This is a genomic window from Streptomyces sp. NPDC001617 (assembly GCF_053596855.1).
In genome coordinates, this window is record NZ_JBSFHA010000080.1 from 1 (window position 1) to 24,774 (window position 24,774).

The 24,774-nt window shown below is 69.3% G+C and carries 22 protein-coding genes; 13 read left to right on the top strand and 9 right to left on the bottom strand.

The window, feature by feature from the left end; genetic code table 11:
- Nucleotides 1–102 precede the first annotated feature (102 nt).
- The 4 genes from ACWC09_RS40455 to ACWC09_RS40470 form a co-directional block, all read right to left on the bottom strand.
- Nucleotides 103–771, bottom strand: coding sequence for a maleylpyruvate isomerase N-terminal domain-containing protein (locus ACWC09_RS40455; RefSeq protein WP_450856062.1), 669 nt, complete (start codon nt 769–771; stop codon nt 103–105).
- A gap of 16 nt (nt 772–787) precedes the next feature.
- Complete coding sequence (locus ACWC09_RS40460; RefSeq protein WP_450856063.1) at nt 788–1,663, bottom strand: acyl-CoA thioesterase; 876 nt, start codon at nt 1,661–1,663, stop codon at nt 788–790.
- A 36-nt stretch (nt 1,664–1,699) separates the two neighbouring features.
- Complete coding sequence (locus ACWC09_RS40465; protein WP_450856064.1) at nt 1,700–2,857, bottom strand: acyl-CoA dehydrogenase family protein; 1,158 nt, start codon at nt 2,855–2,857, stop codon at nt 1,700–1,702.
- Nucleotides 2,858–2,953: 96 nt separating this feature from the next.
- Complete coding sequence (locus ACWC09_RS40470) at nt 2,954–3,550, bottom strand: SACE_7040 family transcriptional regulator (RefSeq protein WP_450856065.1); 597 nt, start codon at nt 3,548–3,550, stop codon at nt 2,954–2,956.
- A 95-nt stretch (nt 3,551–3,645) separates the two neighbouring features.
- Here ACWC09_RS40470 and ACWC09_RS40475 point away from each other — a divergent pair, with 95 nt between their 5' ends.
- Genes ACWC09_RS40475 through ACWC09_RS40490 form a run of 4 tightly spaced genes read left to right on the top strand, consistent with a single transcriptional unit; the run spans nt 3,646 to nt 9,298 of the window.
- Nucleotides 3,646–5,262 carry a carboxyl transferase domain-containing protein gene (locus ACWC09_RS40475; protein WP_450856066.1) on the top strand — a complete coding sequence of 539 codons (1,617 nt, stop codon included), beginning with the start codon at nt 3,646–3,648 and terminating at the stop codon, nt 5,260–5,262.
- A gap of 11 nt (nt 5,263–5,273) precedes the next feature.
- Complete coding sequence (locus ACWC09_RS40480) at nt 5,274–7,211, top strand: acetyl/propionyl/methylcrotonyl-CoA carboxylase subunit alpha (protein ID WP_450856067.1); 1,938 nt, start codon at nt 5,274–5,276, stop codon at nt 7,209–7,211.
- On the top strand, nt 7,208–8,131 hold the full coding sequence (locus ACWC09_RS40485; protein WP_450856068.1) for a hydroxymethylglutaryl-CoA lyase: 924 nt from the start codon (nt 7,208–7,210) through the stop codon (nt 8,129–8,131). Before ACWC09_RS40480 ends, ACWC09_RS40485 begins: the two co-directional genes overlap by 4 nt.
- A 6-nt stretch (nt 8,132–8,137) precedes the next feature.
- A complete protein-coding gene (locus ACWC09_RS40490; protein ID WP_450856069.1) occupies nt 8,138–9,298 on the top strand; it encodes an acyl-CoA dehydrogenase family protein in 1,161 nt (386 codons plus the stop codon).
- Nucleotides 9,299–9,352: 54 nt separating this feature from the next.
- Here ACWC09_RS40490 and ACWC09_RS40495 read toward each other — a convergent pair whose 3' ends face one another.
- Both ACWC09_RS40495 and ACWC09_RS40500 read right to left on the bottom strand, forming a co-directional pair.
- Entirely contained in the window at nt 9,353–9,727 is a 375-nt protein-coding gene (locus ACWC09_RS40495) for a beta/gamma crystallin domain-containing protein (protein ID WP_450856070.1), read from the bottom strand.
- Between the two features lie 27 nt (nt 9,728–9,754).
- A complete protein-coding gene (locus tag ACWC09_RS40500) occupies nt 9,755–10,120 on the bottom strand; it encodes a beta/gamma crystallin domain-containing protein (RefSeq protein WP_450856071.1) in 366 nt (121 codons plus the stop codon).
- 382 nt (nt 10,121–10,502) lie between these two features.
- Here ACWC09_RS40500 and ACWC09_RS40505 point away from each other — a divergent pair, with 382 nt between their 5' ends.
- The 6 genes from ACWC09_RS40505 to ACWC09_RS40530 all read left to right on the top strand — a co-directional run bounded on the left by ACWC09_RS40505 (nt 10,503) and on the right by ACWC09_RS40530 (nt 17,522).
- Nucleotides 10,503–11,552, top strand: a complete 1,050-nt coding sequence (locus ACWC09_RS40505; RefSeq protein WP_450856072.1) for an ABC transporter substrate-binding protein — start codon at nt 10,503–10,505, stop codon at nt 11,550–11,552.
- A 1-nt stretch (nt 11,553) separates the two neighbouring features.
- On the top strand, nt 11,554–12,387 hold the full coding sequence (locus ACWC09_RS40510) for a siderophore-interacting protein (protein ID WP_450856073.1): 834 nt from the start codon (nt 11,554–11,556) through the stop codon (nt 12,385–12,387).
- 132 nt (nt 12,388–12,519) lie between these two features.
- Nucleotides 12,520–13,962: a lysine decarboxylase DesA gene (gene desA, locus ACWC09_RS40515; protein ID WP_450856074.1), complete on the top strand. Its 1,443-nt coding sequence runs from the start codon at nt 12,520–12,522 to the stop codon at nt 13,960–13,962.
- Nucleotides 13,946–15,232 (top strand): lysine N(6)-hydroxylase/L-ornithine N(5)-oxygenase family protein, encoded by a 1,287-nt coding sequence (locus ACWC09_RS40520; protein ID WP_450856075.1) that lies wholly within the window; start codon nt 13,946–13,948, stop codon nt 15,230–15,232. The genes desA and ACWC09_RS40520 overlap by 17 nt, the downstream gene beginning before the upstream one ends.
- Nucleotides 15,229–15,756 carry a GNAT family N-acetyltransferase gene (locus ACWC09_RS40525; RefSeq protein WP_450856076.1) on the top strand — a complete coding sequence of 176 codons (528 nt, stop codon included), beginning with the start codon at nt 15,229–15,231 and terminating at the stop codon, nt 15,754–15,756. Before ACWC09_RS40520 ends, ACWC09_RS40525 begins: the two co-directional genes overlap by 4 nt.
- Nucleotides 15,753–17,522, top strand: coding sequence for an IucA/IucC family protein (locus ACWC09_RS40530; RefSeq protein ID WP_450856077.1), 1,770 nt, complete (start codon nt 15,753–15,755; stop codon nt 17,520–17,522). The genes ACWC09_RS40525 and ACWC09_RS40530 overlap by 4 nt, the downstream gene beginning before the upstream one ends.
- 59 nt (nt 17,523–17,581) lie before the next feature.
- On the opposite strand, the gene ACWC09_RS40535 is transcribed toward ACWC09_RS40530, so the two are convergent.
- Nucleotides 17,582–19,117 (bottom strand): beta-N-acetylhexosaminidase, encoded by a 1,536-nt coding sequence (locus ACWC09_RS40535; RefSeq protein WP_450856109.1) that lies wholly within the window; start codon nt 19,115–19,117, stop codon nt 17,582–17,584.
- A 99-nt stretch (nt 19,118–19,216) separates the two neighbouring features.
- Between ACWC09_RS40535 and ACWC09_RS40540 the strand changes: the two genes are divergently transcribed.
- Nucleotides 19,217–20,083 (top strand): DUF4429 domain-containing protein, encoded by an 867-nt coding sequence (locus ACWC09_RS40540; RefSeq protein WP_450856078.1) that lies wholly within the window; start codon nt 19,217–19,219, stop codon nt 20,081–20,083.
- Nucleotides 20,084–20,131: 48 nt separating this feature from the next.
- On the opposite strand, the gene ACWC09_RS40545 is transcribed toward ACWC09_RS40540, so the two are convergent.
- Entirely contained in the window at nt 20,132–21,730 is a 1,599-nt protein-coding gene (locus ACWC09_RS40545) for a purple acid phosphatase family protein (protein ID WP_450856079.1), read from the bottom strand.
- 165 nt (nt 21,731–21,895) lie between these two features.
- On the opposite strand from ACWC09_RS40545, the gene ACWC09_RS40550 reads away from it, so the two are divergent.
- Nucleotides 21,896–22,153 (top strand): hypothetical protein, encoded by a 258-nt coding sequence (locus ACWC09_RS40550; RefSeq protein WP_450856080.1) that lies wholly within the window; start codon nt 21,896–21,898, stop codon nt 22,151–22,153.
- 33 nt (nt 22,154–22,186) lie between these two features.
- Entirely contained in the window at nt 22,187–24,004 is a 1,818-nt protein-coding gene (gene glmS / locus ACWC09_RS40555; protein WP_450856081.1) for a glutamine--fructose-6-phosphate transaminase (isomerizing), read from the top strand.
- Between the two features lie 175 nt (nt 24,005–24,179).
- On the opposite strand, the gene ACWC09_RS40560 is transcribed toward glmS, so the two are convergent.
- Nucleotides 24,180–24,746 (bottom strand): GPR1/FUN34/YaaH family transporter, encoded by a 567-nt coding sequence (locus tag ACWC09_RS40560; RefSeq protein ID WP_450856082.1) that lies wholly within the window; start codon nt 24,744–24,746, stop codon nt 24,180–24,182.
- Nucleotides 24,747–24,774 lie beyond the last annotated feature (28 nt).

The following is a 24,774-nucleotide window of genomic DNA, read 5'->3' on the forward strand; positions in this document are numbered from 1 at the left end:
CAACGCGGCTGGGGGTCCCCCCACGCCATCAAGGCAGTGGGGGAGCGCGTGCCAGGCCCCCCGAGACGCCGAGCTGATCCGCCGGACACCCCCTAGCCGCGGCTAGATCCCGGCGATCGACGCGGGGGCGCGCTCGGCGCGGGCGAGTCCCCGGATGACGTCGACCGTGCCGTGGCGCCGGACCGCCAGCCGGGCCAGTAGCTCGACCACCGGGGCGGTCACCTCCTCCGGGAACTCCGGCGTCGGCAGGCCCACGCTGCACGCCAGGTCGTCGGCGTGGACGACGAGTTCCATCAGCCGGGTGAGCAGGAAGTCGTCGAGTTCCAGGGACCAGTCGCCCCAGGTGGAGATGTGCACCGGGCGTACGGCGGGAGCGGCCGGGACGGCCTTCCGGAGCCGGTCGAGCGCCTGGCGCACGCGCGCGTGCAGTGCCGCATGGCCGTCCGCGGCCGTGGCCTCGCCGCCCTGACGGATACGGGCGCTCACGGGTGCGTCGGCTCCGGCGTCCAACCAGATGACCTTCTCCAGGTAGTACGTCCGCAGGGGGATGACCGCTTCGGAGGGGAGCGGGTCGGCGAGCATCCCGGGAAGCGCCAGCTCGGGCCAGAACAGATGCCCCGCGAGCCCCCGCACGCCGAAGTCCTGGAGCACACCCGGCCCGTCCCAGGCCGCCGCCACGGCGGGCTCGGCCAGCAGCTCGACGGCGATGTCCGCCGCCGAGAGGAACGCGTCCCGGATCCGCCCGCCCCGCCAGTTCCACGTCTCTGTCATGTCCCCATCCTCGGGGTCAGCGGGGAGCGCGGACCACGCCTTCCTGGACGACCGAGATGGCCAGCTGCCCGTCCTGGGTGTAGATCCGGGCCTGACCGAGTCCACGGCCCCCGTGTGCCGACGGCGACTCCTGGTCGTACAGGAGCCATTCGTCGGCGCGGAAGGGGCGGTGGAACCACATCGCGTGGTCGAGCGAGGCTCCTACGACATCCCCGACCGCCCAGCCGCCGCGCCCGTGCGCGAGGAGGATCGAGTCGAGGAGGGTCATGTCGGAGACGTAGGTCGCGAGGACGACGTGCAGCAGGGGTTCGTCGACGGCGCCTTCGAGCTTGCCGTTGGTGCGGAACCAGACCTGGGAGTGCGGTTCGCGCGGCTCGCCGAACTTTCCGTACGGGGGCTCGTCGGCATAGCGCAGGTCGATCGACTCGCGCGCCTCCAGGAACCTCTCGACGACCTTGGGGTCCAGGTGGTCGTAGCCGCGCAGCCGCTCCTCGGAGGTGGGGAGGGTGGCCGGGTCCGGGGCCGACGGCATGGGGGCCTGGTGCTCGAAGCCCTCCTCGTGGCGCTGGAAGGACGCGGAGAGGGCGAAGATCGGCTGTCCGTGCTGGACCGCGATGACCCGGCGCGCCGTGAAGGAGCGGCCGTCGTTCATACGGTCGACGGTGTAGACGATGGGCGCGCCGGGGTCGCCGGTGCGCAGGAAGTACGCGTGGAGGGAGTGGGCGTGCCGGTCCTCGGGGACCGTACGCCCGGCGGCGACGAGCGCCTGCGCCGCGACCTGACCGCCGAACACGCGCGGGACGACGGCGGAGCGGGACTGGCCGCGGAAGATGTTCTCCTCGATCTGCTCCAGGTCGAGCAGATCGAGGAGACCCTGTAGTGCCTGGCTCATGACGTCTAGTTGTACCGGCCAGTAATTTCGGGCGGCTTACAGACCCATGTCCTTGGCGATGATCGTCTTCATGATCTCGCTGGTGCCGCCGTAGATGCGGTTGACGCGGTTGTCCGCGTACAGGCGGGCGATCGGGTACTCGTTCATGAAGCCGTAGCCGCCGTGCAGCTGGAGGCAGCGGTCGATGACGCGGTGGGCGACCTCGGTGGCGAACAGCTTGGCGCTGGCGGCCTCGGCGGGGGTCAGCTCGCCCGCGTCCAGGGCCTCCAGGGCGCGGTCGACGACGGCCTCGGCCGCGTCCACCTCGGCCTTGCAGGCGGCCAGCTCGAACTTGGTGTTCTGGAAGGAGGCGACCGGCTTGCCGAAGACGGTGCGCTCCTGGACGTACTGCTGGGCGAACCGGACGGCGGCCTTGGCCTGCGCGTAGGCGCCGAAGGCGATGCCCCAGCGCTCGGACGCCAGGTTGTGGCCGAGGTAGTAGAAGCCCTTGTTCTCCTCGCCGAGCAGGTCCTCGACGGGCACCTTGACGTCGACGAACGCCAGCTCGGCGGTGTCGGAGGTGCGCAGGCCGAGCTTGTCGAGCTTGCGGCCGATGGAGTAGCCCTCGGACTTGGTGTCCACGGCGAAGAGGGAGATGCCGTGGCGGCGGTCCTCGGCGGTGGGCGCGGAGGTGCGGGCGCAGACGATCACACGGTCGGCGTGCACGCCACCGGTGATGAAGGTCTTGGAGCCGTTGAGGACGTAGTGCGTGCCGTCCTCGCTCAGCTTGGCGGTGGTCTTCATGCCCGCGAGGTCGGAGCCGGTGCCCGGCTCGGTCATCGCGAGGGCCCACATCTCCTCGGCGGAGACGAACTTCGGCAGGAACCGCTTCTTCTGCTCGTCGGTGGCGAGCATCTTGATGTACGGCAGTCCGAGCAGCACATGCACGCCGGAGCCGCCGAAGTGGACGCCCGCGCGGGCGGTCTCCTCGTACATCACGGCCTCGAACTTGTACGAGTCGATGCCGGCGCCGCCGTACTCCTCGTCGACGTTGATACCGAAGAGGCCCAGCTCGGCGAGCTTGTAGTAGAACTCGCGCGGCGCCTGGCCGGCCGCGAACCACTCGTCGTAGACCGGGACGACCTCGGCCTCGATGAAGGCCCGCAGGGTCTCCCGGAACGCCTCGTGGTCCTCGTTGAACACAGTACGGCGCACCGCCGCCACCTCCAGGTACGTGTCTAAGCGCTTGCTCAGAACATCAAGGTACCGGCGGGTAGCGAGAGGCGTCCAGAGGTGATCCCGTAACGCTCGTCACTCCGCCCCGGCCGCTTCGAAGGCGCCCCGCGCCATCCGGTGCAGCAGTTCCGCCGTGGTGCCGCGGCCGGGGAGGGAGCCGGGGCGGCCCAGATGCGGGGTGGAGTTCAGGAGGCCGAAGACGGAGTGGACGGCGGAACGGGCGGCGGGTTCGGCCAGTCCCGGGTAGACCTCGCGAAGGGCCCCCACCCACAGCTCGACGTACTGCCGCTGCAGTTGGCGGACCAGCTTGCGGTCGCTGTCGCGGAGGCGGTCCAGCTCGCGGTCGTGCAGGGTGATCAGGGGGCGGTCGTCGAGCGCGAAGTCGATATGGCCCTCGATGAGCGAGTCGAGGACCGCCTCGGGGAGCGTGCCGTCCGCCTCGGCCAGCCGCCGCTTGGCGCCGGTCAGCAGCTGGCCGCTGATACCGACGAGCAGCTCGGCGAGCATCGCGTCCTTGCCCGCGAAGTGGCGGTACAGGCCCGGGCCGCTGATGCCGACCGCGGCACCTATCTCGTCGACTCCGACCCCGTGGAACCCGCGCTCGGCGAACAGCCGCGCGGCCTCCTTGAGGATCTGCTCGCGGCGGGTGGGGGCGTCGGTTCTGGTGGCCATGGAAGCAATTCTAGACAGGGAGGTTAGCGGTCGTTAACCTGAAGGAAATGGTTAACGCTCATTAACAGTCGACCACTGGGTGAGGGGACCGCAGGATGCACGAGGCACCGGAGCTGACGAGCGCGGCAGACCCCGCGTCGGAGGCCTGGCGGGCCAACGAGGCGGCGCACCGGGCGCTCGCCGAGGAGCTGCGCGGCAAGCTGGCCGCGGCCCGGCTCGGCGGCGGCGAGAAGGCGCGGGCCAGGCACACCGCGCGCGGGAAGCTGCTGCCGAGGGACCGGGTGGACGCCCTGCTCGACCCGGGCTCGCCGTTTCTGGAGCTGGCTCCCCTCGCCGCCGACGGGATGTACGACGGCGCCGCCCCGGCCGCCGGGGTGATCGCCGGGATCGGGCGGGTGAGCGGGCGCGAGTGCGTGGTCGTCGCCAATGACGCGACCGTCAAGGGCGGCACGTACTACCCGATGACGGTGAAGAAGCATCTGCGCGCCCAGGAGGTGGCCCTCGACAACCGGCTGCCGTGCATCTACCTGGTCGACTCCGGGGGCGCCTTCCTGCCCATGCAGGACGAGGTCTTCCCGGACCGGGAGCACTTCGGGCGGATCTTCTACAACCAGGCGCGGATGTCGGGCGCCGGTATCCCGCAGATCGCCGCCGTCCTCGGGTCGTGCACGGCCGGCGGGGCGTACGTCCCGGCCATGAGCGACGAGGCGGTCATCGTCCGCAACCAGGGGACCATCTTCCTGGGCGGGCCTCCCCTGGTGAAGGCGGCCACCGGTGAGGTGGTCACCGCCGAGGAGCTGGGCGGTGGTGACGTCCACGCGCGTGTGTCGGGCGTGACCGACCACCTCGCGGAGGACGACGCGCACGCGCTGCGGATCGTACGGAACATCGCGGCGACGCTTCCCGCGCGCGGGGCCCTGCCCTGGGAGGTCACGTCCATCACGGAGCCGAAGGTCGATCCCTACGGTCTCTACGGCGCCGTCCCCGTCGACTCCCGTACCCCCTATGACGTACGGGAGATCATCGCGCGCGTGGTCGACGGGTCGCGCTTCTCCGAGTTCAAGAGCGAGTTCGGGCAGACCCTGGTCACCGGGTTCGCCCGCGTCCACGGTCACCCGGTCGGGATCGTCGCCAACAACGGCATCCTCTTCTCCGAGTCGGCCCAGAAGGGCGCCCACTTCATCGAGTTGTGCGACCAGCGCGGGATTCCGCTGGTGTTCCTGCAGAACATCTCCGGGTTCATGGTCGGCAAGGACTACGAGGCGGGCGGCATCGCCAAGCACGGCGCCAAGATGGTGACGGCGGTGGCGTGCACGCGCGTGCCGAAGCTGACGGTCGTCGTCGGCGGCTCGTACGGCGCAGGCAACTACTCGATGTGCGGCCGGGCCTACTCCCCCCGCTTCCTGTGGATGTGGCCCGGCGCCAAGATCTCCGTGATGGGCGGCGAGCAGGCCGCGTCCGTCCTCGCGACCGTCAAGCGGGACCAGCTGGAGGCGCGCGGCGAGGAGTGGCCCGCCGACGAGGAAGAGGCGTTCAAGGCGCCGATCCGGCAGCAGTACGAGCGCCAGGGCAGCGCCTACTACGCCACCGCCCGCCTCTGGGACGACGGCGTCATCGACCCGCTGGAGACCCGTCAGGTGCTGGGCCTCGCCCTGACCGCCTGTGCCAACGCGCCGCTGGGTGAGCCCCAGTTCGGCGTCTTCCGGATGTGAGGAGGGGACTTGTGTTCGACACAGTGCTTGTGGCCAACCGGGGCGAGATCGCGGTCCGCGTGATCCGTACGCTGCGGTCGATGGGTGTGCGCTCCGTCGCCGTCTTCTCCGACGCCGACGCGGACGCACGGCATGTGCGGGAGGCCGACACGGCGGTCCGGATCGGTCCGGCGCCGGCGGCCGAGAGCTATCTGTCCGTGAAGCGGCTGCTGGAGGCGGCGGCCCGTGCGGGTGCGCAGGCCGTGCACCCCGGGTACGGCTTCCTCGCGGAGAACGCCGACTTCGCGCGCGCGTGCGCCGACGCCGGGCTGGTGTTCATCGGGCCTCCGGCAGAGGCCATCTCCCTCATGGGCGACAAGATCCGGGCCAAGGAGACGGTGCGGGCGGCCGGGGTGCCGGTCGTGCCCGGGTCCACCGGCAGCGGGCTCTCCGACGCCCAACTCTCCGATGCCGCCCGGGAGATCGGGATGCCGGTGCTGCTCAAGCCGTCGGCGGGCGGTGGCGGCAAGGGCATGCGGCTGGTGCGGGACGCCGCCGTGCTGGCCGACGAGATCGCCGCCGCCCGCCGCGAGGCCCGCGCCTCCTTCGGCGACGACACGCTTCTCGTCGAGCGGTGGGTGGACCGGCCCCGGCACATCGAGATCCAGGTGCTGGCCGACGGCCACGGGCACGTGGTGCATCTGGGCGAGCGTGAGTGCTCGCTCCAGCGTCGGCACCAGAAGATCATCGAGGAGGCACCGAGCGTGCTTCTCGACGAGGAGACGCGGGCCGCGATGGGCGAGGCCGCGGTGCAGGCGGCGCGGTCGTGCGGATACCGGGGCGCGGGCACGGTGGAGTTCATCGTGCCGGGCAACGACCCGTCCTCGTACTACTTCATGGAGATGAACACCCGGCTGCAGGTCGAGCACCCGGTGACCGAGCTGATCACGGGCCTGGACCTGGTGGAGTGGCAGCTGCGGGTGGCCGCGGGCGAGCAACTGCCGTTCGGGCAGGACGACATCACGCTCACCGGACACGCGATCGAGGCACGCGTGTGTGCGGAGGACCCGGCCCGCGGGTTCCTCCCCTCCGGCGGCACGGTGCTGCGGCTGCACGAGCCCGAGGGCGACGGCGTCCGCACCGACTCCGGGCTCAGTGAGGGCACGGAGGTCGGCTCGCTGTACGACCCGATGCTGTCCAAGGTGATCGCGTACGGACCGGACCGGGCGACGGCGATCCGGAAGCTGCGGGCCGCCCTCGCGGAGACGGTGACGCTGGGCGTGCAGACCAACGCGGGGTTCCTGCGCCGGCTGCTGGCGCATCCGGCGGTGGTGGCGGGCGCGTTGGACACGGGGCTGGTCGAGCGCGAGGTCGACTCGCTGGTGTCGGCCGAGGTCCCGGAGGAGGTGTACGAGGCGGCGGCGGCCGTACGGCTGGAGGCGCTGCGGCCTCGGGGCGAGGGGTGGACCGACCCCTTCTCGGTGCCGAGCGGCTGGAGGCTGGGCGGTGTTCCCAGGCCGGTCGGGTTCCACCTGCGGGTGCAGGACCCCGTGGAGTACGTGCCGCGCGGCACCCGCACCGTCACCGACGACACCGTCTCCGTCACCCTGGACGGCGTCCGGCACACCTTCCACCGCGCCGGCGACTGGGTGGGCCGCGACGGCGACGCCTGGCAGGTGCGGGACCACGACCCCGTCGCCGCGTCCCTCACGCGCGCGGGGCATGCGGGGGCCGACTCCCTCACCGCGCCCATGCCCGGGACGGTCACCGTGGTGAAGGTCGCCGTCGGTGACGAGGTGGCCGCCGGACAGAGTCTGCTGGTCGTCGAGGCGATGAAGATGGAGCACGTCATCTCCGCCCCGCACGCCGGCACGGTCGCCGAACTGGACGTCACGCCGGGCACGACGGTCGCCATGGACCAGGTGCTCGCGGTCATCACCCCGGTGGAGAACTCCGTGGAGGAGAAATGACGCTGCCCATGGTCGTGCCGGCCGACGGTCTGCCGGCCCGCGTCCGCATCCACGAGGTGGGCGCACGCGACGGACTCCAGAACGAGAAGACGACCGTGCCGACGGAGATCAAGGCGGAGTTCGTGCGCCGCCTGGCCGACGCGGGGCTGACGACGATCGAGGCGACGAGCTTCGTACACCCGAAGTGGGTGCCTCAACTCGCCGACGCCGAGCAGCTGTTCCCGCAGATCGTCGGCCTTCCGGTGGACCTGCCGGTGCTCGTGCCCAACGAGCGCGGCCTGGACCGCGCGCTCGCCCTGGGCGCCTCCCGCGTCGCCGTCTTCGCCAGTGCCACGGAGTCCTTCGCGAAGGCCAACCTCAACCGCACGGTGGACGAGGCGCTCGCGATGTTCGAGCCGGTGGTCGGCCGGGTGAAGGCGGCAGACGGGCATGTCCGGGGCTATCTGTCGATGTGCTTCGGCGACCCGTGGGAGGGAGCGGTCCCGATCCCCCAGGTGGTCCGGGTCTGCAGGGCCCTGCTGGACATGGGCTGCGACGAGCTGAGCCTGGGCGACACGATCGGGGTGGCGACGCCGGGTCATGTACGGGCCCTGCTGACCGAACTGGACGTCCCCGTCGAGAAGGTGGGCGTCCACTTCCACGACACCTACGGCCAGGCCCTCGCCAACACCCTGGCCGCCCTTCAGCACGGCGTCACCACGGTCGACGCCTCCGCCGGCGGGCTCGGCGGCTGCCCGTTCGCCAAGTCCGCCACCGGCAATCTCGCCACCGAAGACCTCGTGTGGATGCTCCAGGGTCTCGGCATCGACACCGGAGTCGACCTCGGCCGCCTCGTCGCCACGAGCGTGTGGATGGCCGACCAACTGGGCCGACCCAGCCCGTCCCGCACCGTCCGAGCCCTCTCCCACCAGGAGCAGTGATCAGCCATGGACTACCGACTCTCCCCCGAGCTGGAGGAACTCCGGCGCACCGTCGAGGAGTTCGCGCACGACGTGGTGGCGCCGAAGATCGGCGAGTTCTACGAGCACCATGAGTTCCCCTACGAGATCGTCCGCGAGATGGGCAGGATGGGCCTGTTCGGGCTGCCGTTCCCGGAGGAGTACGGCGGTATGGGCGGCGACTATCTGGCGCTGGGCGTGGCGCTGGAGGAGCTGGCCCGCGTGGACTCGTCGGTGGCGATCACACTCGAAGCGGGCGTCTCCCTGGGCGCGATGCCGATCCACCTCTTCGGCACGGATGCCCAGAAGCAGGAGTGGCTCCCCCGCCTCTGCTCCGGCGAGATCCTCGGCGCCTTCGGTCTCACGGAACCCGACGGCGGCAGTGACGCGGGAGCCACCCGTACGACGGCCCGCCTGGACGAGTCCACGGACGAGTGGGTGATCAACGGCACCAAGTGCTTCATCACCAACTCCGGTACGGACATCACGGGGTTGGTGACGGTCACGGCGGTCACCGGCCGCAAGGCCGACGGCACACCGCTGATCTCCTCGATCATCGTCCCGTCCGGCACCCCCGGCTTCACGGTCGCGGCCCCGTACTCGAAGGTCGGCTGGAACGCCTCCGACACCCGCGAGCTGTCCTTCTCCGACGTCCGGGTCCCGGCGGCCAACCTGCTGGGTGAACGGGGCCGCGGGTACGCCCAGTTCCTGCGCATCCTCGACGAGGGCCGTATCGCCATCGCGGCGCTCGCGACGGGCCTCGCGCAGGGCTGCGTCGACGAGTCGGTGAAGTACGCGAAGGAACGGCACGCCTTCGGCCGGCCGATCGGCGCCAACCAGGCCATCCAGTTCAAGATCGCCGACATGGAGATGAAGGCCCACACGGCCCGGCTGGCCTGGCGGGACGCTGCGGCGCGGCTGGTGTCGGGCGCCCCCTTCAAGAAGGAGGCGGCCCTGGCGAAGCTGTACTCGTCGACGGTCGCCGTCGACAACGCCCGCGACGCCACCCAGGTGCACGGCGGCTACGGCTTCATGAACGAGTACCCGGTGGCCCGTATGTGGCGCGACTCCAAGATCCTGGAGATCGGCGAGGGCACGAGCGAGGTCCAACGGATGCTGATCGCCCGCGAGTTGGGGCTCGCGGGCTAGGAGCGAGGGGGACGGCGATCACGCGCGATCGCCGTCCCCGGTGTCACCGCGGGCTCAGAGGATCCTGATCTTGTCCATACGGACCCCGTCCGGGAAGCTCGGGAAGGTGTAGACGGTGTTCTTCTCGATCGGATTGGCGGGCTGCCACTTTCCGTCGCCGTACCACTGGACGCGGTTGTTGCCGGTCGAGATCCGGTGGAGCCACATGTTGGCTCCCGTCATGTCGAACGTTCCGGCGTTGGCGAGACACCAGTCGTAGGGGATGTTGCCGGAGTCGGTCGTGTGGACCGTGAGCGTCAGGAAGTCGCTGCGGCCGCACGGCACGTTGTTGATCGCGAACGCGCTCGGCGCACTGACCGCGCTCAGCGAGGCCGTCAGCGCCAGGGTCGTCGTGGCGGCCAGGGCCGCCCGCTTGATGATGTGCTTCATGGGAATTCGCTGCCTTTCGCCGGTGGTTCAGAGAATGCGGATCCAGGAAGCGCTCACGCCCCCGGGGTGATTCGGCCAGGTCATGACGGTCCACTTGTCGATGCCGTCGGCGGGCTGCCAACTCGCGTCCCCGAACCACTGGACGCGGTTGTTGCCGGTCGAGATCCGGGTGATCCACGCGTTGCCGGGCAGGGAAATGGTTCCGGCGTTGGCGAAGCACAGGTCGGTGTCGCCGTGGCCGGCCTGATGGTAGGTGACCTGCACGAAGTCGCTCCGGCCACAGTCGACCTGGTTGATCGCGAACGCGTTCGTCGCGGAGACGGCACTCAGTGAAGCCGTTAACGCCAACGTGGTCGTCGCAGCCAAGGCCGCCCGTTTGACGATGTGCTCCATAGATTTCCTCCACCTTCCGGAAGTCGCCGGAAATCGAATCGGTCGACCGGCTATACGAACCGGCGGTGGAGTGGGTTGCATCGCTGCGGCAGAGTTTTCCGGCCCTGCCCTTCGGGGCAACTTCGACGCCGGAAAGGGCATGTGAGCCGCCCCTTCGACACCAGGAATTCCCGCCGGCAGTGCCTCCGAGATCGCCGCCGTACAGGTGGCCGAGCAGCGCCCCGGCGGGCGGGCGACGGCCGTGATCAGCCAGGCGCCGGCTCTCGGCCATGGGCAAGGGCGTTTCCCTCGCGCCTGCCCTCTGGACAGAAAGTGAGGTTAGGCTAACCTACGTTGGAACTTGTCCGGCGGGCGCTTCGCCCCGTTCGAAAGCAGCCACACCATGTCCAACGCCAGAGCGACCCACCTCACCCGACGCGGCATCCTCGCCGCGGGCGGCGCCCTCGGCCTCGGGGCCGTGCTCGCGGCCTGCGGGGACGACGACGCGAAGAGCGGGGGCTCCGGCGACGGGACGGCCGCCGCCAAGTCGGGCCCCTGGACCTTCAAGGACGACCGCGGCGAGACGGCGAAGGCCGACAAGGTCCCCTCGAACATCGTCGCGTTCGTCGGTGTCGCCGCCGCGCTGTACGACTACGGCATCGTGTCCAAGGGCGTCTTCGGTCCGACGAAGACCAAGGACGGCAAGGCCGATGTCCAGGCCGGCGACATGGACATCAGCAAGCTCACGATCCTCGGCAACGAGTGGGGCCAGTTCAACATCGAGAAGTACGCGGCCCTCGCGCCGGGCGTGCTGATCTCCACGATGTTCGACGACGCCGGCACGCTCTGGTACGTCCCGGACGAGTCGAAGAAGAAGATCCTCGCCCTCGGCGCCCCGAGCGTCGGCATCTCCGTCTACGACCGTCAGCTCACCGAGCCGCTGCAGCGGATGCTGGAGCTCGCCGAGTCCCTTGGCGCGGACACCACTTCGAGCAGGGTCACCACGGCGAAGAAGGCCTTCGAGGACGCCGCCGCCCGACTGCGCGCGGCCACCAAGGCCAAGCCGGACATCAAGGTGCTGGCCGGTTCCGCGAGCCAGGACCTGTTCTACGTCTCCGGCTCCGACCTCTCCGTCGACCTGGAGTACTTCAAGGCCCTCGGCGTGAACCTCGTCGAACCCTCGAAGCAGGCCAAGGCGAAGAGCGGCGGCTGGTACGAGTCGCTGAGCTGGGAGAACGTCGACAAGTACGACGCGGACATCATCATGATGGACAACCGCACGTCGGCCATCCAGCCCGCCGACATCACCGAGGCGACCTGGAAGAAGCTCCCCGCGGTGAAGGCGGGCCAGGTCATCGCCCGCAACCCCGAGCCGATCCTCTCCTACGACAAGTGCACCCCCCTGCTCACCAGCCTCGCCGAGGCCATCGAGAAGGCGAAGAAGGTCAGCTGACATGACTACGGCCGTAGCCGCCCCGTTCCGTTTCTTCTCCCTCCAGGTCGTACGGACGAGGCGGCTCGGCCCGTCGCTCGTCCGGGTCACCCTCGGCGGGGAGGAACTCGCGCAGTTCCTCTCCCACGGACGCGACCAGTCGCTGTCGCTGTTCGTGCCGCACCCCGGGCAGGCCGAACCCGTCGTGCCGATCGAGCTCGGGGACGGCTGGTGGCAGGGCTGGCGTGAACTGCCCGACGACGTACGGGCGGTGATGCGGTCGTACACCCTGCGGAGCCTGCGCCGCGATCCCGACGAGATCGACATCGACTTCGTCCTGCACACCCCGGCCGGGCCCGCATCCTCCTGGGCCGTCCGCGCGAACGCCGGTGACCGGGTCCTGTTGCTCGGGCCCGCCGTCGCCGACAACCGGGGCATCCGGTTCCGGCCGCCAAAGGACGCGGACCTCACCCTGATCTGGGGTGACGAGAGCGCGCTCCCGGCCGTCTCGGCGATCCTCGAGTCCCTCCCCGCCGACGCCCGTGCCCGGGTCTGGCTGGAGGTGCACGACGCCGGGGACATCCAGGACCTCGCCACCGAGGCCGACGCCGAGATCACCTGGCTGATCCGGGACGCGAGCCGCGTCGAGGTCTCCCCCATGGCCCTCGACGCGCTTCGTGACGCCCAACTCCCGCTCGCCGAGCGGCCGTACGTGTGGATCGCCGGCGAGTCCGGGTGCGTGAAGCAGCTGCGCCGGCATTTCGTCGGCGAGCGCGGCATCGACCGTCGTCGCGTCACCTTCGTCGGCTACTGGCGTCAGGGCATGACCGAGGAGCAGCTCCGCGCGGCCGAGTAGCCGCCAAGTCGCCGTCGAACAGCGGCAGTTGAGGTCAAACGTGATGACCGTCACGGCACAGGCAGGTTTCCACCCGATCAACTCAGGTTAGCCTTACCTAAGTTGATTAGCCCAGGTCGGAGGACCCCCACGATGCGCTCGCACCTGCTCAATGACACGACCGCGGAGCAGTACCGCCGCTCCGTGACCGAAGGCGTCGAGCGGGTGGCCGCCAAACTCGCCGCCACCAAGAGTCCGTTCACCGGCGTCACGGTCGACGCCCTCGCTCCCGCGATCGACGCGATCGACCTCGACAAGCCGCTGCTGGACACCGCGGCCGTGCTGGACGAGCTGGAGGACGTCTACCTCCGGGACGCGATCTACTTCCACCACCCCCGCTACCTCGCCCACCTCAACTGCCCGGTCGTCATCCCGGCGGTCCTCGGCGAGGCAGTCCTCTCCGCCGTCAACTCCTCCCTCGACACCTGGGACCAGTCGGCCGGCGGCACCCTGATCGAGCGCAAGCTCATCGACTGGACCACGGCCCGTATCGGCCTCGGCCCGGCCGCCGACGGCGTGTTCACCTCGGGCGGCACCCAGTCCAACCTCCAGGCCCTGCTGCTGGCGAGGGAGGAGGCGAAGACGGACACGCTCGCCAAACTGCGCATCTTCGCCTCCGAGGTCAGCCACTTCAGCGTGCGGAAGTCGGCGAAACTGCTCGGCCTGAGCCAGGACTCCGTCGTGTCGATCCCCGTGGGCACCGACAAGCGCATGCAGACCGTCGCCCTCGCCCACGAGCTGGAGCGCTGCCGCCGCGACGGCCTGGTCCCCATGGCCGTCGTCGCCACCGCCGGCACCACCGACTTCGGCTCGATCGACCCGCTGCCCGAAATCGCCGAGCTCTGCGCCCAGTTCGGGGCGTGGATGCACGTCGACGCGGCCTACGGCTGCGGACTGCTCGCCTCCCTGAAGTACCGGGACCGCATCGACGGCATCGAGCGCGCCGACTCGGTCACCGTCGACTACCACAAGTCCTTCTTCCAGCCCGTGAGTTCGTCGGCGGTGCTGGTCCGGGACGCGTCCACCCTGCACCATGCCACCTACCACGCCGAGTACCTCAACCCGCGCCGCATGGTCCAGGAACGCATCCCCAACCAGGTCGACAAGTCCCTCCAGACCACCCGCCGCTTCGACGCCCTCAAGCTGTGGATGACCCTGCGCACCATGGGCGCCGACGGCATCGGTCAACTCTTCGACGAGGTCTGTGAGTTGGCGCAGGACGGCTGGAAGCTCCTGGCCGCCGACCCCCGGTTCGACGTGGTCGTCGAGCCCACCCTCTCCACCCTCGTCTTCCGCTGCGTCCCGGCCGCCGTCACCGACCCGGCCGAGATCGACCGCGCCAACCTCCACGCCCGCAAGGCCCTGTTCGCCTCCGGCGACGCGGTGGTCGCGGGCACCAAGGTGGGCGGCCGCCACTACCTGAAATTCACCCTGCTCAACCCCGAGACGACGACCGACGACATCGCCGCCGTCCTCGACCTGATCGCCGGCCACGCCGAGCAGTACCTGGGAGAGTCCCTTGACCGCGCGTCCTGAAAACCCGTCCCCCTTTCCCGCGATTCACGACTTCGTGGGCATCGGGCTCGGCCCCTTCAACCTCGGCCTGGCCTGTCTCACCGAGCCCATCGAGGAACTCGACGGAGTCTTCCTGGAGTCCAAGCCGGACTTCGAGTGGCACGCGGGCATGTTCCTGGACGGCGCCCACCTCCAGACCCCGTTCATGTCGGACCTGGTCACCCTGGCCGACCCGACCTCGCCGTACTCCTTCCTCAACTACCTGAAGGAGCGGGGCCGGCTGTACTCGTTCTACATCCGCGAGAACTTCTACCCGCTCCGGGTCGAGTACGACGACTACTGCCGCTGGGCCGCGGACAAGCTGAGCAGCGTGCGCTTCAGCACGACGGTGAGCGAGGTGACGTACGAGGACGGTCTGTACGCCGTGAGGACCGCGGCCGGCGACGTGTACCGCGCCCGCCACCTCGTCCTCGGCACCGGCACCTCCCCGCACCACCCGGAGGCGGTCCGCGGCCTGGACGGCGACTTCTTCCACAACTCCCGCTACATGCAGCACAAATCGGAGCTCCAGCAAAAGGAGTCGATCACGATCGTCGGCTCCGGCCAGTCCGCTGCCGAGATCTACTACGACCTCCTCGGCGAGATCGACGTCCACGGCTACCGGCTCAACTGGGTGACCCGCTCCCCGCGCTTCTTCCCGCTCGAATACACCAAGCTCACGCTGGAGATGACGAGCCCCGAGTACATCGACTACTTCCGCGCGCTCCCGGAGGCCACCCGCTACCGCCTCACCGCCCAGCAGAAGGGCCTCTTCAAGGGCATCGACGGCGACCTCGTCAACGAGATCTTCGACCTGCTCTACCAGAAGAACCTCGGCGGCCCGGTCCCCACCCGTCTGCTCACCAACTCCTCGCTCAGCGGCGCGCGTTGGGAGGACGGCACGTACACGCTCTCCTTCCGTCAGGAGGAGCAGGAGAAGGACTACGACATCGAGACCCAGGGCCTGGTCCTGGCCACCGGCTACCAGTACACCGAGCCGGAGTTCCTGACCCCCGTCAGGGACCGCCTCCGCTACGACTCCCAGGGCAACTTCGACGTCGCCCGCAACTACTCCATCGACACCACCGGCCGCGGCGTCTTCCTGCAGAACGCCGGCGTCCACACGCACAGCATCACCAGCCCCGACCTGGGCATGGGCGCGTACCGCAACAGCTGCATCATCCGCGAGCTGCTCGGCACCGAGTACTACCCGGTCGAGAAGACCATCGCATTCCAGGAGTTCGCCGTATGACCTTCACCTTCCGCCCACTGGACCCGTTGAAGGACGCCGCACTCCTCCACGCCTGGGTCACCCACCCCAAGGCGGCCTTCTGGATGATGCAGGACGCCGATCCGGTGGACGTCGAGCGCGCCTACATGGACATCGCGGCCGACGAACACCACCACGCGCTGCTCGGCCTGCAGAACGGCGAACCGGCCTTCCTGATGGAGAAGTACGACCCCGCGCACCGCGAACTGGTCGGCCTCTACGAGCCGTTGCCCGGTGACGTCGGCATGCACTTCCTCACCCCGGCGACCGACACGCCCGTCCACGGCTTCACCACGGCCGTCATCACCGCGGTCATGGCCCACCTCTTCGAGGACCCGGCGGTCGACCGTGTCGTCGTCGAACCGGACGTCTCCAACAAGGCCGTCCACGCCCTGAACGAAGCCGTCGGATTCGTGCCCGAGCGCGAGATCCAGAAGCCGGAGAAGAAGGCGTTGCTGAGCTTCTGCACCCGCGAGCAGTTCGAGACGGCGGTGGCGCTGGTATGACCCTCGCCGACGCCGTGTCCCACCTCTCCCCCGAGCGCTGGGAGAAGGCCAACCGCCTCCTGATCCGCAAGGCCCTCGCCGAGTTCGCGCACGAGCGGCTGATCACGCCGGAGGAGCAGGGCGAGGGGTATGTCGTCCGCAGCGACGACGGCCTCACCCGCTACCGCTTCACGGCCACCCGCCGTGCCCTCGACCACTGGCAGGTCGACGCCGACTCCCTCACCCGCCACCGCGACGGCGCCGAACTCCCGCTCGCCGCCCTGGACTTCTTCATCGAGTTGAAGAACGCCCTCGGTCTGAGCGACGAGATCCTGCCGGTCTATCTGGAGGAGATCTCCTCCACCCTCTCCGGCATCTGCTACAAGCTCACCAAGCCGCAGATCCCGGTCGCCGAGCTCGTCACCAGCGGCTTCCAGGCCATCGAGACCGGCATGACCGAGGGCCACCCGTGCTTCGTCGCCAACAACGGCCGGCTCGGCTTCGGCATCCACGAGTACCTGTCGTACGCGCCCGAGACCGCGAACCCGGTCCGGCTGGTGTGGCTGGCGGCGCACAGGGCGCGCGCCGCGTTCACGGCGGGTGCCGGGATCGAGTACGAGGCCTTCCTGAGGGAGGAGCTGGGAAGTGGGACGCTGAACCGTTTCCGCGACACACTTTCCGAGCAGGGCCTCGACCCGGACGACTATCTCCTCATCCCCGTCCACCCCTGGCAGTGGTGGAACAAGCTCTCGGTCACCTTCGCCGCCGAGGTCGCCCGCCGGAACCTGGTGTGCCTCGGCGAGGGCGACGACGAGTACCTGGCCCAGCAGTCCATCCGGACCTTCTTCAACAGGTCCAACCCCGAGAAGCACTACGTGAAGACGGCCCTGTCCGTCCTCAACATGGGCTTCATGCGCGGACTTTCGGCCGCGTACATGGAGGCGACCCCCGCCATCAACGACTGGCTGGCCGGGCTCGTCGAGGGCGACCCGGTGTTGAAGTCCACGGGCCTGTCGATCATCCGCGAGCGGGCGGCCGTCGGCTACCGGCACCTGGAGTACGAGAAGGCGACGGACCGCTACTCGCCGTACCGCAAGATGCTCGCGGCCCTGTGGCGCGAGAGCCCGGTGTCCTCGCTCCAGGACGGCGAGTCCCTGGCCACCATGGCCTCCCTCGTCCATGTCGACCACGAGGGCGCGTCCTTCGCGGGCGCCCTGATCGAGCGGTCCGGGCTGGCACCCACCGACTGGCTCCGCCACTACCTCCGGGCGTACTACACCCCGCTCCTGCACAGCTTCTACGCCTACGACCTGGTCTACATGCCGCACGGCGAGAACGTGATCCTCGTCCTCAAGGACGGTGTCGTGCAGCGCGCGATCTACAAGGACATCGCCGAGGAGATCGCCGTCCTGGACCCGGACGCGGTGCTGCCGCCGACGGTCGAGCGGCTGCGCGTGGAGGTCCCCGAGGAGAAGAAGCTCCTCTCCCTCTTCACGGACGTCTTCGACTGCTTCTTCCGCTTCCTCGCCGCGAACCTCGCCGGCGAGGGAATCCTGGAGGAGGACGACTTCTGGCGGACGGTCGCCGAGGTCACCCGCGAGTACCAGGCGTCGACTCCCGAACTCGCCGAGAAATTCCGGCAGTACGACATGTTCGCCCCGGAGTTCGCACTGTCCTGCCTCAACCGGCTCCAGCTGCGCGACAACAGGCAGATGGTCGACCTGGCGGACCCGTCGGGCGCCCTCCAGCTGATCGGAACCCTCACCAATCCCGTCGCGGGGTTCTGATCACGCGGACGGGCACCCCGGAGTACGGTCCTCCGGGGTGCCCGTCCAGCGTGTTCGGCCTACTTCGCCGGCCACGGAACCTGCGGCGACCGGTAGTACCCGATCCCCAGCGCGTCCCACCGCGGCCCCTGCGCCGCCAGCCGTACCTTGTAGCGGTCCCAGTCGTGCGTGGCCGCCGGCGACCAGCCGAGCTCAGCCGCGCCGGCCAGCCTCGGGAACACCATGGAGTCGATGTCGGCGTTCGTCACGATGGTCTCGGTCCACAGCGGCGCCTCGACCCCCTTGATCGCCGAACTCGGCGCTCCGGCGAGGTAGTTGCCCGGATCCCAGTCGTACGATCGCCGCACCTCGACCAGCCCCGCCCAGTCCTGCCCGAGCTTGGTGTCCTCGGTGTACTTCATGTCGAGGTAGAGCCGGTCGGCGGGCGACAGGATCAGTCCCGTCCCGTTCTGCGCCGCCCTCGCGACCTGCGCCTTCTCGGCCGCGTCGGTGTCGTCCAGACCCCAGTACTGCGCGATCGCCCCCTTCACCGGATGCGCGCCGGTCAGCTGGTGCCAACCGACCACCGTCTTCCCGTACTTGGCGACGACCGGCTGCACCCGGTCCATGAACTTCACGTAGTCCTCGTGGCTGGTGGAGTGCGCCTCGTCGCCACCGATGTGGAGATAGCGCCCCGGCGTGATCGCGGCCAGCTCGCGGATGACGTCGTCCACGAAGTCGTACGTGGTGTCCTTGCCCACGCACAGCGAGCTGAAGCCGACGTCGGTGCCGGTGTACAGCGGGGGTGCCACTCCGTCGCAGTTCAGCTCGGCGTACGAGGCGAGGGCCGCGTTGGTGTGGCCGGGCAGGTCGATCTCGGGGACGACCTCCAGATAGCGGGAGGCCGCGTACCGGACGATCTCCCGGTAGTCGGCCTTGGTGTAGTGGCCGCCGGGGCCGCCGCCCACCTCCGTCGAGCCGCCGTAGGTCGCGAGCCTCGGCCAGGAGTCGATCGCGATGCGCCAGCCCTGGTCGTCACTCAGGTGCAGATGCAGCTCATTGATCTTGTACAGCGCCAACTCGTCGATGTAGCGCTTGACCTGGGCCACCGTGAAGAAGTGCCGGGACACGTCGAGCATCGCGCCCCGATAGCCGTACCGCGGGCTGTCCTTGATCGTGCCGCCCGCGACCAGCCATGGCCCGGGCTGGACCGAGTCCTTCTCCACGGCGGCCGGGAGGAGCTGGCGCAGGGTCTGGACGCCGTGGAAGAGGCCGGCCGGGTGGGCTGCGGTGAGGGTGACGCCGGAGGGTCCGCTGTCCAGGCGATAGCCCTCCGCCCCGAACGAGCCCTTCGTCAGCCGGAGTCGGATGCCCCCCTCGCCGTGCGTGCTCAAGGGCAGGCGGTAGCCGGTCGACGGGCGCAGGACGTCGGCGAGGTACGCGCCGACCCGGCGCGCCTCGCCCGGTCCGTCGATGTGGATGGTGGTGTCGCGGGTGATGCGGTACGGGGCTTTCCCGGGCGTCACCGACGCGGGTGCCGGGACCACCCGGTCGAGCGGGATCGGGGTCGCTTTCGTCACCGTTGTCGCTCCTACCGTGAAGGCGCCGGCCGCCATCACGAGCAGCAGCGATCCCAGAACGCTGTGCCGTCTCACATGCGCTCCCTTCGATTGGTAGAGACCACTCTCCCGCAGATCCGGTGAAACAATCCCCCCATGGCGGAAATCATCCAGAAGGACGGCACGTGGGCCTTCGACGGGGACGCCCTGCGGCTGACCCCGGGAAGGGACAGAAACGTCAGTCTGCTCCGCCGCACGCTGGGTGAACTCGTGGTCCCCCTGGGCGCGTTGGCCGGTATCTCCTTCGAACAGGGCAGGAAGTCCGGTCGTCTTCGCCTCCGGCTGCGCGACGGTGTCGACCCCCTGCTGCACGCCTCCGGCGGCCGTCTCACCGAGCCCAACGATCCGTACCAACTCCTCGTGGAGTCCGACCGCTACGGAGTCGCCGAGTACTTCGTGGACGAGGTGCGCAATGCCCTTCTGCTGGACGAGGTACCGTCCGACCCGGTGAACGGGTATCTGCTGCCGGGCCCTTCCGTCCCGCTCTCCGTCTCCGCAGGGGACGGCACGGCGAGCTTCGACGGCGAACACGTACGCCTGGAGTGGAACTGGAAGACGGAGGACGCCAAGGCCGCCGCCGGTACCCGCACGCTGACCGTCGGCGACCTCGTCGCCGTGGAGTGGCAGCCCGCGGTCGGCCTGGAGAACGGGCATCTGCGGTTCGCGGTCCGCGGCGCGCCCACCAAGGCGCCGCCCAAGTACGACCCCAACTCCGTGGAACTGTGGGGCTTCAAGAAGGACCCGCTGATGGCCCTGATCGCCGCGGCCGTGCAGGCACGGCTGCCGCACCCGTCGGCGGCGGCCCCCGTCGACGTAGGGCCGAAACAACCGGAAGAGGCACCTCGGGACGACCACGACGCGCTGCTGCGGCGGCTGCGCGAACTCGGCGAGCTGCACCGCACGGGTGTTCTGACGGACGAGGAGTTCCAGATGGCCAAACAGGCGATCCTCAAGCGCATGTAGCGCGATCGAGGACCGCCCGCGGCGGGTACGCCCTGGCTTCCGGGAGTACTACTTGGCCTTGCGCGCCACCGTGAAGTGGTCGATGCGGTCGCCGGTCTCGGCGATGCCCTGGACCTTCAGCTTGGCGTAGTGGCCCTTCGAGGCGGGCTCGACGTCCACGCGGAGGAACGAGTAGTTGAGGTAGCGCACCCGGGACCAGGCGACGGTCTCGTTGACCTTGCCGTCCTTGGTGTTGATGAACGAGGCGACGGTGTCGCGCTCGTTGAGGTGGCCCTCGTAGGAGTCCGGCGCGCTGAACGCGTACAGGCTGCGGCCCGCGGCGCCCGCCGTCACGTAGACGACACCCTCGGTCTCGGAGTACGCCGTCTCGCCGATCGGCAGCTTCTTGACGACCGCGTCGCCCTTGATGACGTCGGTGCGCTCGTACTGGTGGTTGTGGCCGTTGATGACCAGGTCCACCGTGTACTTCTCGAACAGCGGCACCCACTCCTGTCGCACGCCCCCCTCCGAGGCGTGCGCCGTGGAGGTGCAGTACGCGCAGTGGTGGAAGAAGACGATGATGAAGTCGATGTCGTCCGACGCCCGGTACTTCTTCAGCTGCGCCTCGAACCACTTGGTCTGGGTGCCGCCGGAGATGCCGAGGTTGGCCGGGATCTCGAAGGAGACGTCGTTCGGGTCCAGCGAGATGATCGCCGTGTTGCCGTAGACGAAGGAGTACACGCCCGGCAGGTTCGCCTTGTCCGGCCCGTTGTCGGGGAGCGTGAAGCGGGCCTCCTCGCCGCCGTAGCCGTTCGGCGAGTACCAGGCCTCCATGTCGTGGTTGCCGTAACTGACCATCCACGGCACGGACTTGGCGACCGACTCGGTCTGGTACAGGAACTGGTCCCAGGTCCGCGAGTCGAAGCCCGTGTCGGACGTCTTGCCCTGGCCCGCCGGGTCGCCGTAGGCGATGTCGCCGGCGTGCAGGTGGAAGACCGGGTTCTGGCCGAGGATCAGACTGTCGTTGGCCAGTGCGTGGTAGCTGACGCCCTGGTCGCCGAAGGCGGTGAAGGTGAACGGGACCTTGTGGGCGGGGGCGGTGGTGAAGGTGCCCAGGGTGCCGAGCAGGTGCGGCTCGGCGGGGTCGAAGCCCTGGTGGCCGACGCCGTAGTAGTACGTCCTGCCGGGACGCAGATGGGTGAGCTTGGCGTGCAGGTAGTACTGCGTGTGGTCGCCGCTCGCGCCGACGCCCGCCGGGGTGTAGAGGCTGCGGACCTCGGCGTCGATCTTGCGGGAGAGGTCCCACGGGGTGGCGCCGACACGGAGGAAGGGCTTCTTCACCGCGACCGGGACCTGCCAGGAGACGGTGATCTCGGTGCGCGGGTCGTTGCCCCACGCGAGGTGGCGGCCGAAGGGGGCGACGAGCGAGCCGTCGACCGTCTCCGTGGCGGGCGAGGTGCTCCCCCACTGCCTCAAGGGCGTGGGAGGTACCCCCAGCGTCGGCACGGCCGCCTGGGCGACCGCACCCGGCACGAACGCGCCACCGACGACGGCGCCGAGGGTGACGGCGCCGCCTCTCATCAGGTTGCGTCGCGAGAATCTCGCGCGCAGGTACTCGTGCTGCTCGGCCATGCTCATGCGCTCGGCCAGCTGCTCCGGTACTCCCATACGAGGTATGTCCATGGCGTCTGAAACTCGTCGAGAGGGGCAACGGGGCGCAAGACTCAGGATGGACAGCTTGCGAACAGAGGTTCATAAGAAGCTCAACAGCCACGTGCCCGATATCGGGCAGGATTCTTGCGAAACGCCTGCGAGTCCCGCAGGATCTACGGGGTGCACGACGACCTTGTTGATCATCTGACGCGCTCCACGCCCCTGAGCCGGGGCGAAGCACTGCGGGTGATCCAGGACGTGCTCGCCTACTTCGACGAGACGACCACCGAGTACGTCCGTCGCCGCCACCGCGAGCTGCAGGCCCAGGGCCTGGTGAACGCGGAGATCTTCGGGCAGATCGAGTCGGACCTGAAATACCGGGCGGTGGCACCGCCGGAGCTTACGCTCAGGCAGCTGCGCCGCATCGTCTACGGCTGAAAGACGCCGGGGAACGCTGAGGAATACGTATATATGTGCGGAATCGTCGGATACATCGGGAAGCGTGACGTCGCCCCGCTGCTGCTGGAGGGCCTGCAGCGGCTGGAGTACCGCGGCTACGACTCGGCGGGCATCGTCGTCACCTCCCCGAAGGCCGCCGGGCTGAAGATGGTCAAGGCCAAGGGCCGGGTGCGCGACCTGGAGGCCCGGGTCCCGGCCCGCTTCAAGGGCACGACCGGCATCGCCCACACCCGCTGGGCCACCCACGGCGCCCCGTCCGACGTGAACGCCCACCCGCACATGTCGGCCGACCAGAAGGTCGCCGTCGTCCACAACGGCATCATCGACAACGCCTCCGACCTGCGCCGCAAGCTGGAGGCGGACGGCGTCGAGTTCCTCTCCGAGACGGACACCGAGGTCCTCACCCACCTCATCGCCCGCGCCCAGGCCGAGACCCTGGAGGAGAAGGTCCGCGAGACCCTCCGGGTGATCGAGGGCACGTACGGCATCGCCGTGCTGCACGCCGACTTCCCGGACCGCATCGTGGTGGCTCGAAACGGCTCCCCGGTGGTCCTCGGCATCGGCGAGAAGGAGATGTTCGTCGCCTCGGACATCGCCGCGCTGGTCGCCCACACGCGGCAGATAGTGACTCTCGACGACGGCGAGATGGCCACCCTCAAGGCCGACGACTTCCGGACGTACACCACCGAGGGCACCCGCACCACCGCCGAGCCCACCACCGTGGAGTGGGAGGCCGCGTCGTACGACATGGGCGGCCACGACACGTACATGCACAAGGAGATCCACGAGCAGGCCGAGGCGGTCGACCGCGTCCTGCGCGGCCGTATCGACGACCGCTTCTCGACCGTGCACCTCGGCGGCCTCAACCTGGACGCCCGTGAGGCCCGGCAGATCCGCCGGGTGAAGATCCTGGGCTGTGGCACCTCGTACCACGCGGGCATGATCGGCGCCCAGATGATCGAGGAGCTGGCCCGCATCCCCGCGGACGCCGAGCCGGCCTCGGAGTTCCGCTACCGCAACGCGGTGGTGGACCCCGACACCCTGTACGTGGCCGTCTCCCAGTCCGGCGAGACCTACGACGTCCTCGCGGCCGTCCAGGAGCTGAAGCGCAAGGGCGCGCGGGTCTTCGGCGTGGTGAACGTGGTCGGCTCGGCGATCGCCCGCGAGGCGGACGCGGGCATATACGTCCACGCGGGCCCCGAGGTCTGCGTCGTCTCGACGAAGTGCTTCACGAACACGACGGTCGCCTTCGCGCTCCTCGCCCTGCACCTGGGCCGCACCCGCGACCTCTCGGTCCGCGACGGCAGGCGCATCATCGAGGGCCTGCGCAAGCTGCCGGAGCAGATCACCGAGATCCTGGCGCACGAGGACGAGATCAAGAAGCTGGCCGAGCAGTACGCCGAGGCCCGCTCGATGCTCTTCATCGGCCGGGTCCGCGGCTACCCGGTGGCCCGTGAGGCCTCCCTCAAGCTCAAGGAGGTCTCCTACATCCACGCGGAGGCCTACCCCGCCTCCGAGCTCAAGCACGGCCCCCTGGCCCTCATCGAGCCGGCTCTCCCCACGGTCGCGATCGTCCCCGACGACGACCTCCTGGAGAAGAACCGCGCCGCGATGGAGGAGATCAAGGCCCGCAGCGGCAGGATCCTGGCGGTGGCCCACCAGCACCAGGAGAAGGCGGACCACACGATCGTGGTCCCGAAGAACGAGGACGAACTGGACCCCATCCTGATGGGCATCCCTCTCCAACTCCTCGCGTACCACACGGCCTTGGCGCTGGGCAGGGACATCGACAAGCCGAGGAACCTCGCAAAATCAGTGACGGTTGAATAGAGGCTTCAGAGGCGCGGGACTGTATCGATTTGCGGCTCCGCCGCGTGGGCGCGAGCAACCCCCACACACCCGCAGAGGCCACTCACACAGACAGGACCCCCACGTGCTGCCACCAAGCACGCGGGGGTCCTCTCATACGCCGGGATCGCCCAATACCCCGACGTCGGCTGCCATTTCAGCCGGTGGCCGTCACCCCCCGGCCGGCAGCACGCCGAGGAAGAACGGTCGGCCAGTGCGCGAGAGCCGCGGTCGCGGCGTACCAGGCCACCGCCCCGGCCGCCACCGCGAACCAGCCCCCGACCTTCGTCAGCGAACCGTTCGACGCGAACTGCGCGATGGCCAGCAGCACCAGGGAGACGAAGAACAACCCGTAGGTCCCCTGGGTGAGTTGGTCCCCTCCCGCGAGGGTCGACGTCAGGGCCACGAGCGCGAACAGCAGCAGGAACAGCCCTGCCGCGTTGGCGGACATGGAGTCACCGGCGGTCACGGCCCAGGTGAACCACAGAGCGCCGAGCATCGAGAACGCCGTACCGTTGACGGAGTCACCGTCGCGGAAGGCGAACAGACCGGCGACGAACAGCGCAACGCCGCCTACGTAGTGGGCCAGTGATACGGCGTCAGCGGCCGACACCCCGTCGATCACGTCGGTGTGTCCGAGTCCGAACGCCAACAGGGTGATACCCAGGGCGAGTCGGCCGACCACGGTAGTGGTCCCGCTTCCCGCGGAGACGTCGTTGTCCACAGCGGGCTCCCTTCGTGCTTGTGCAGTT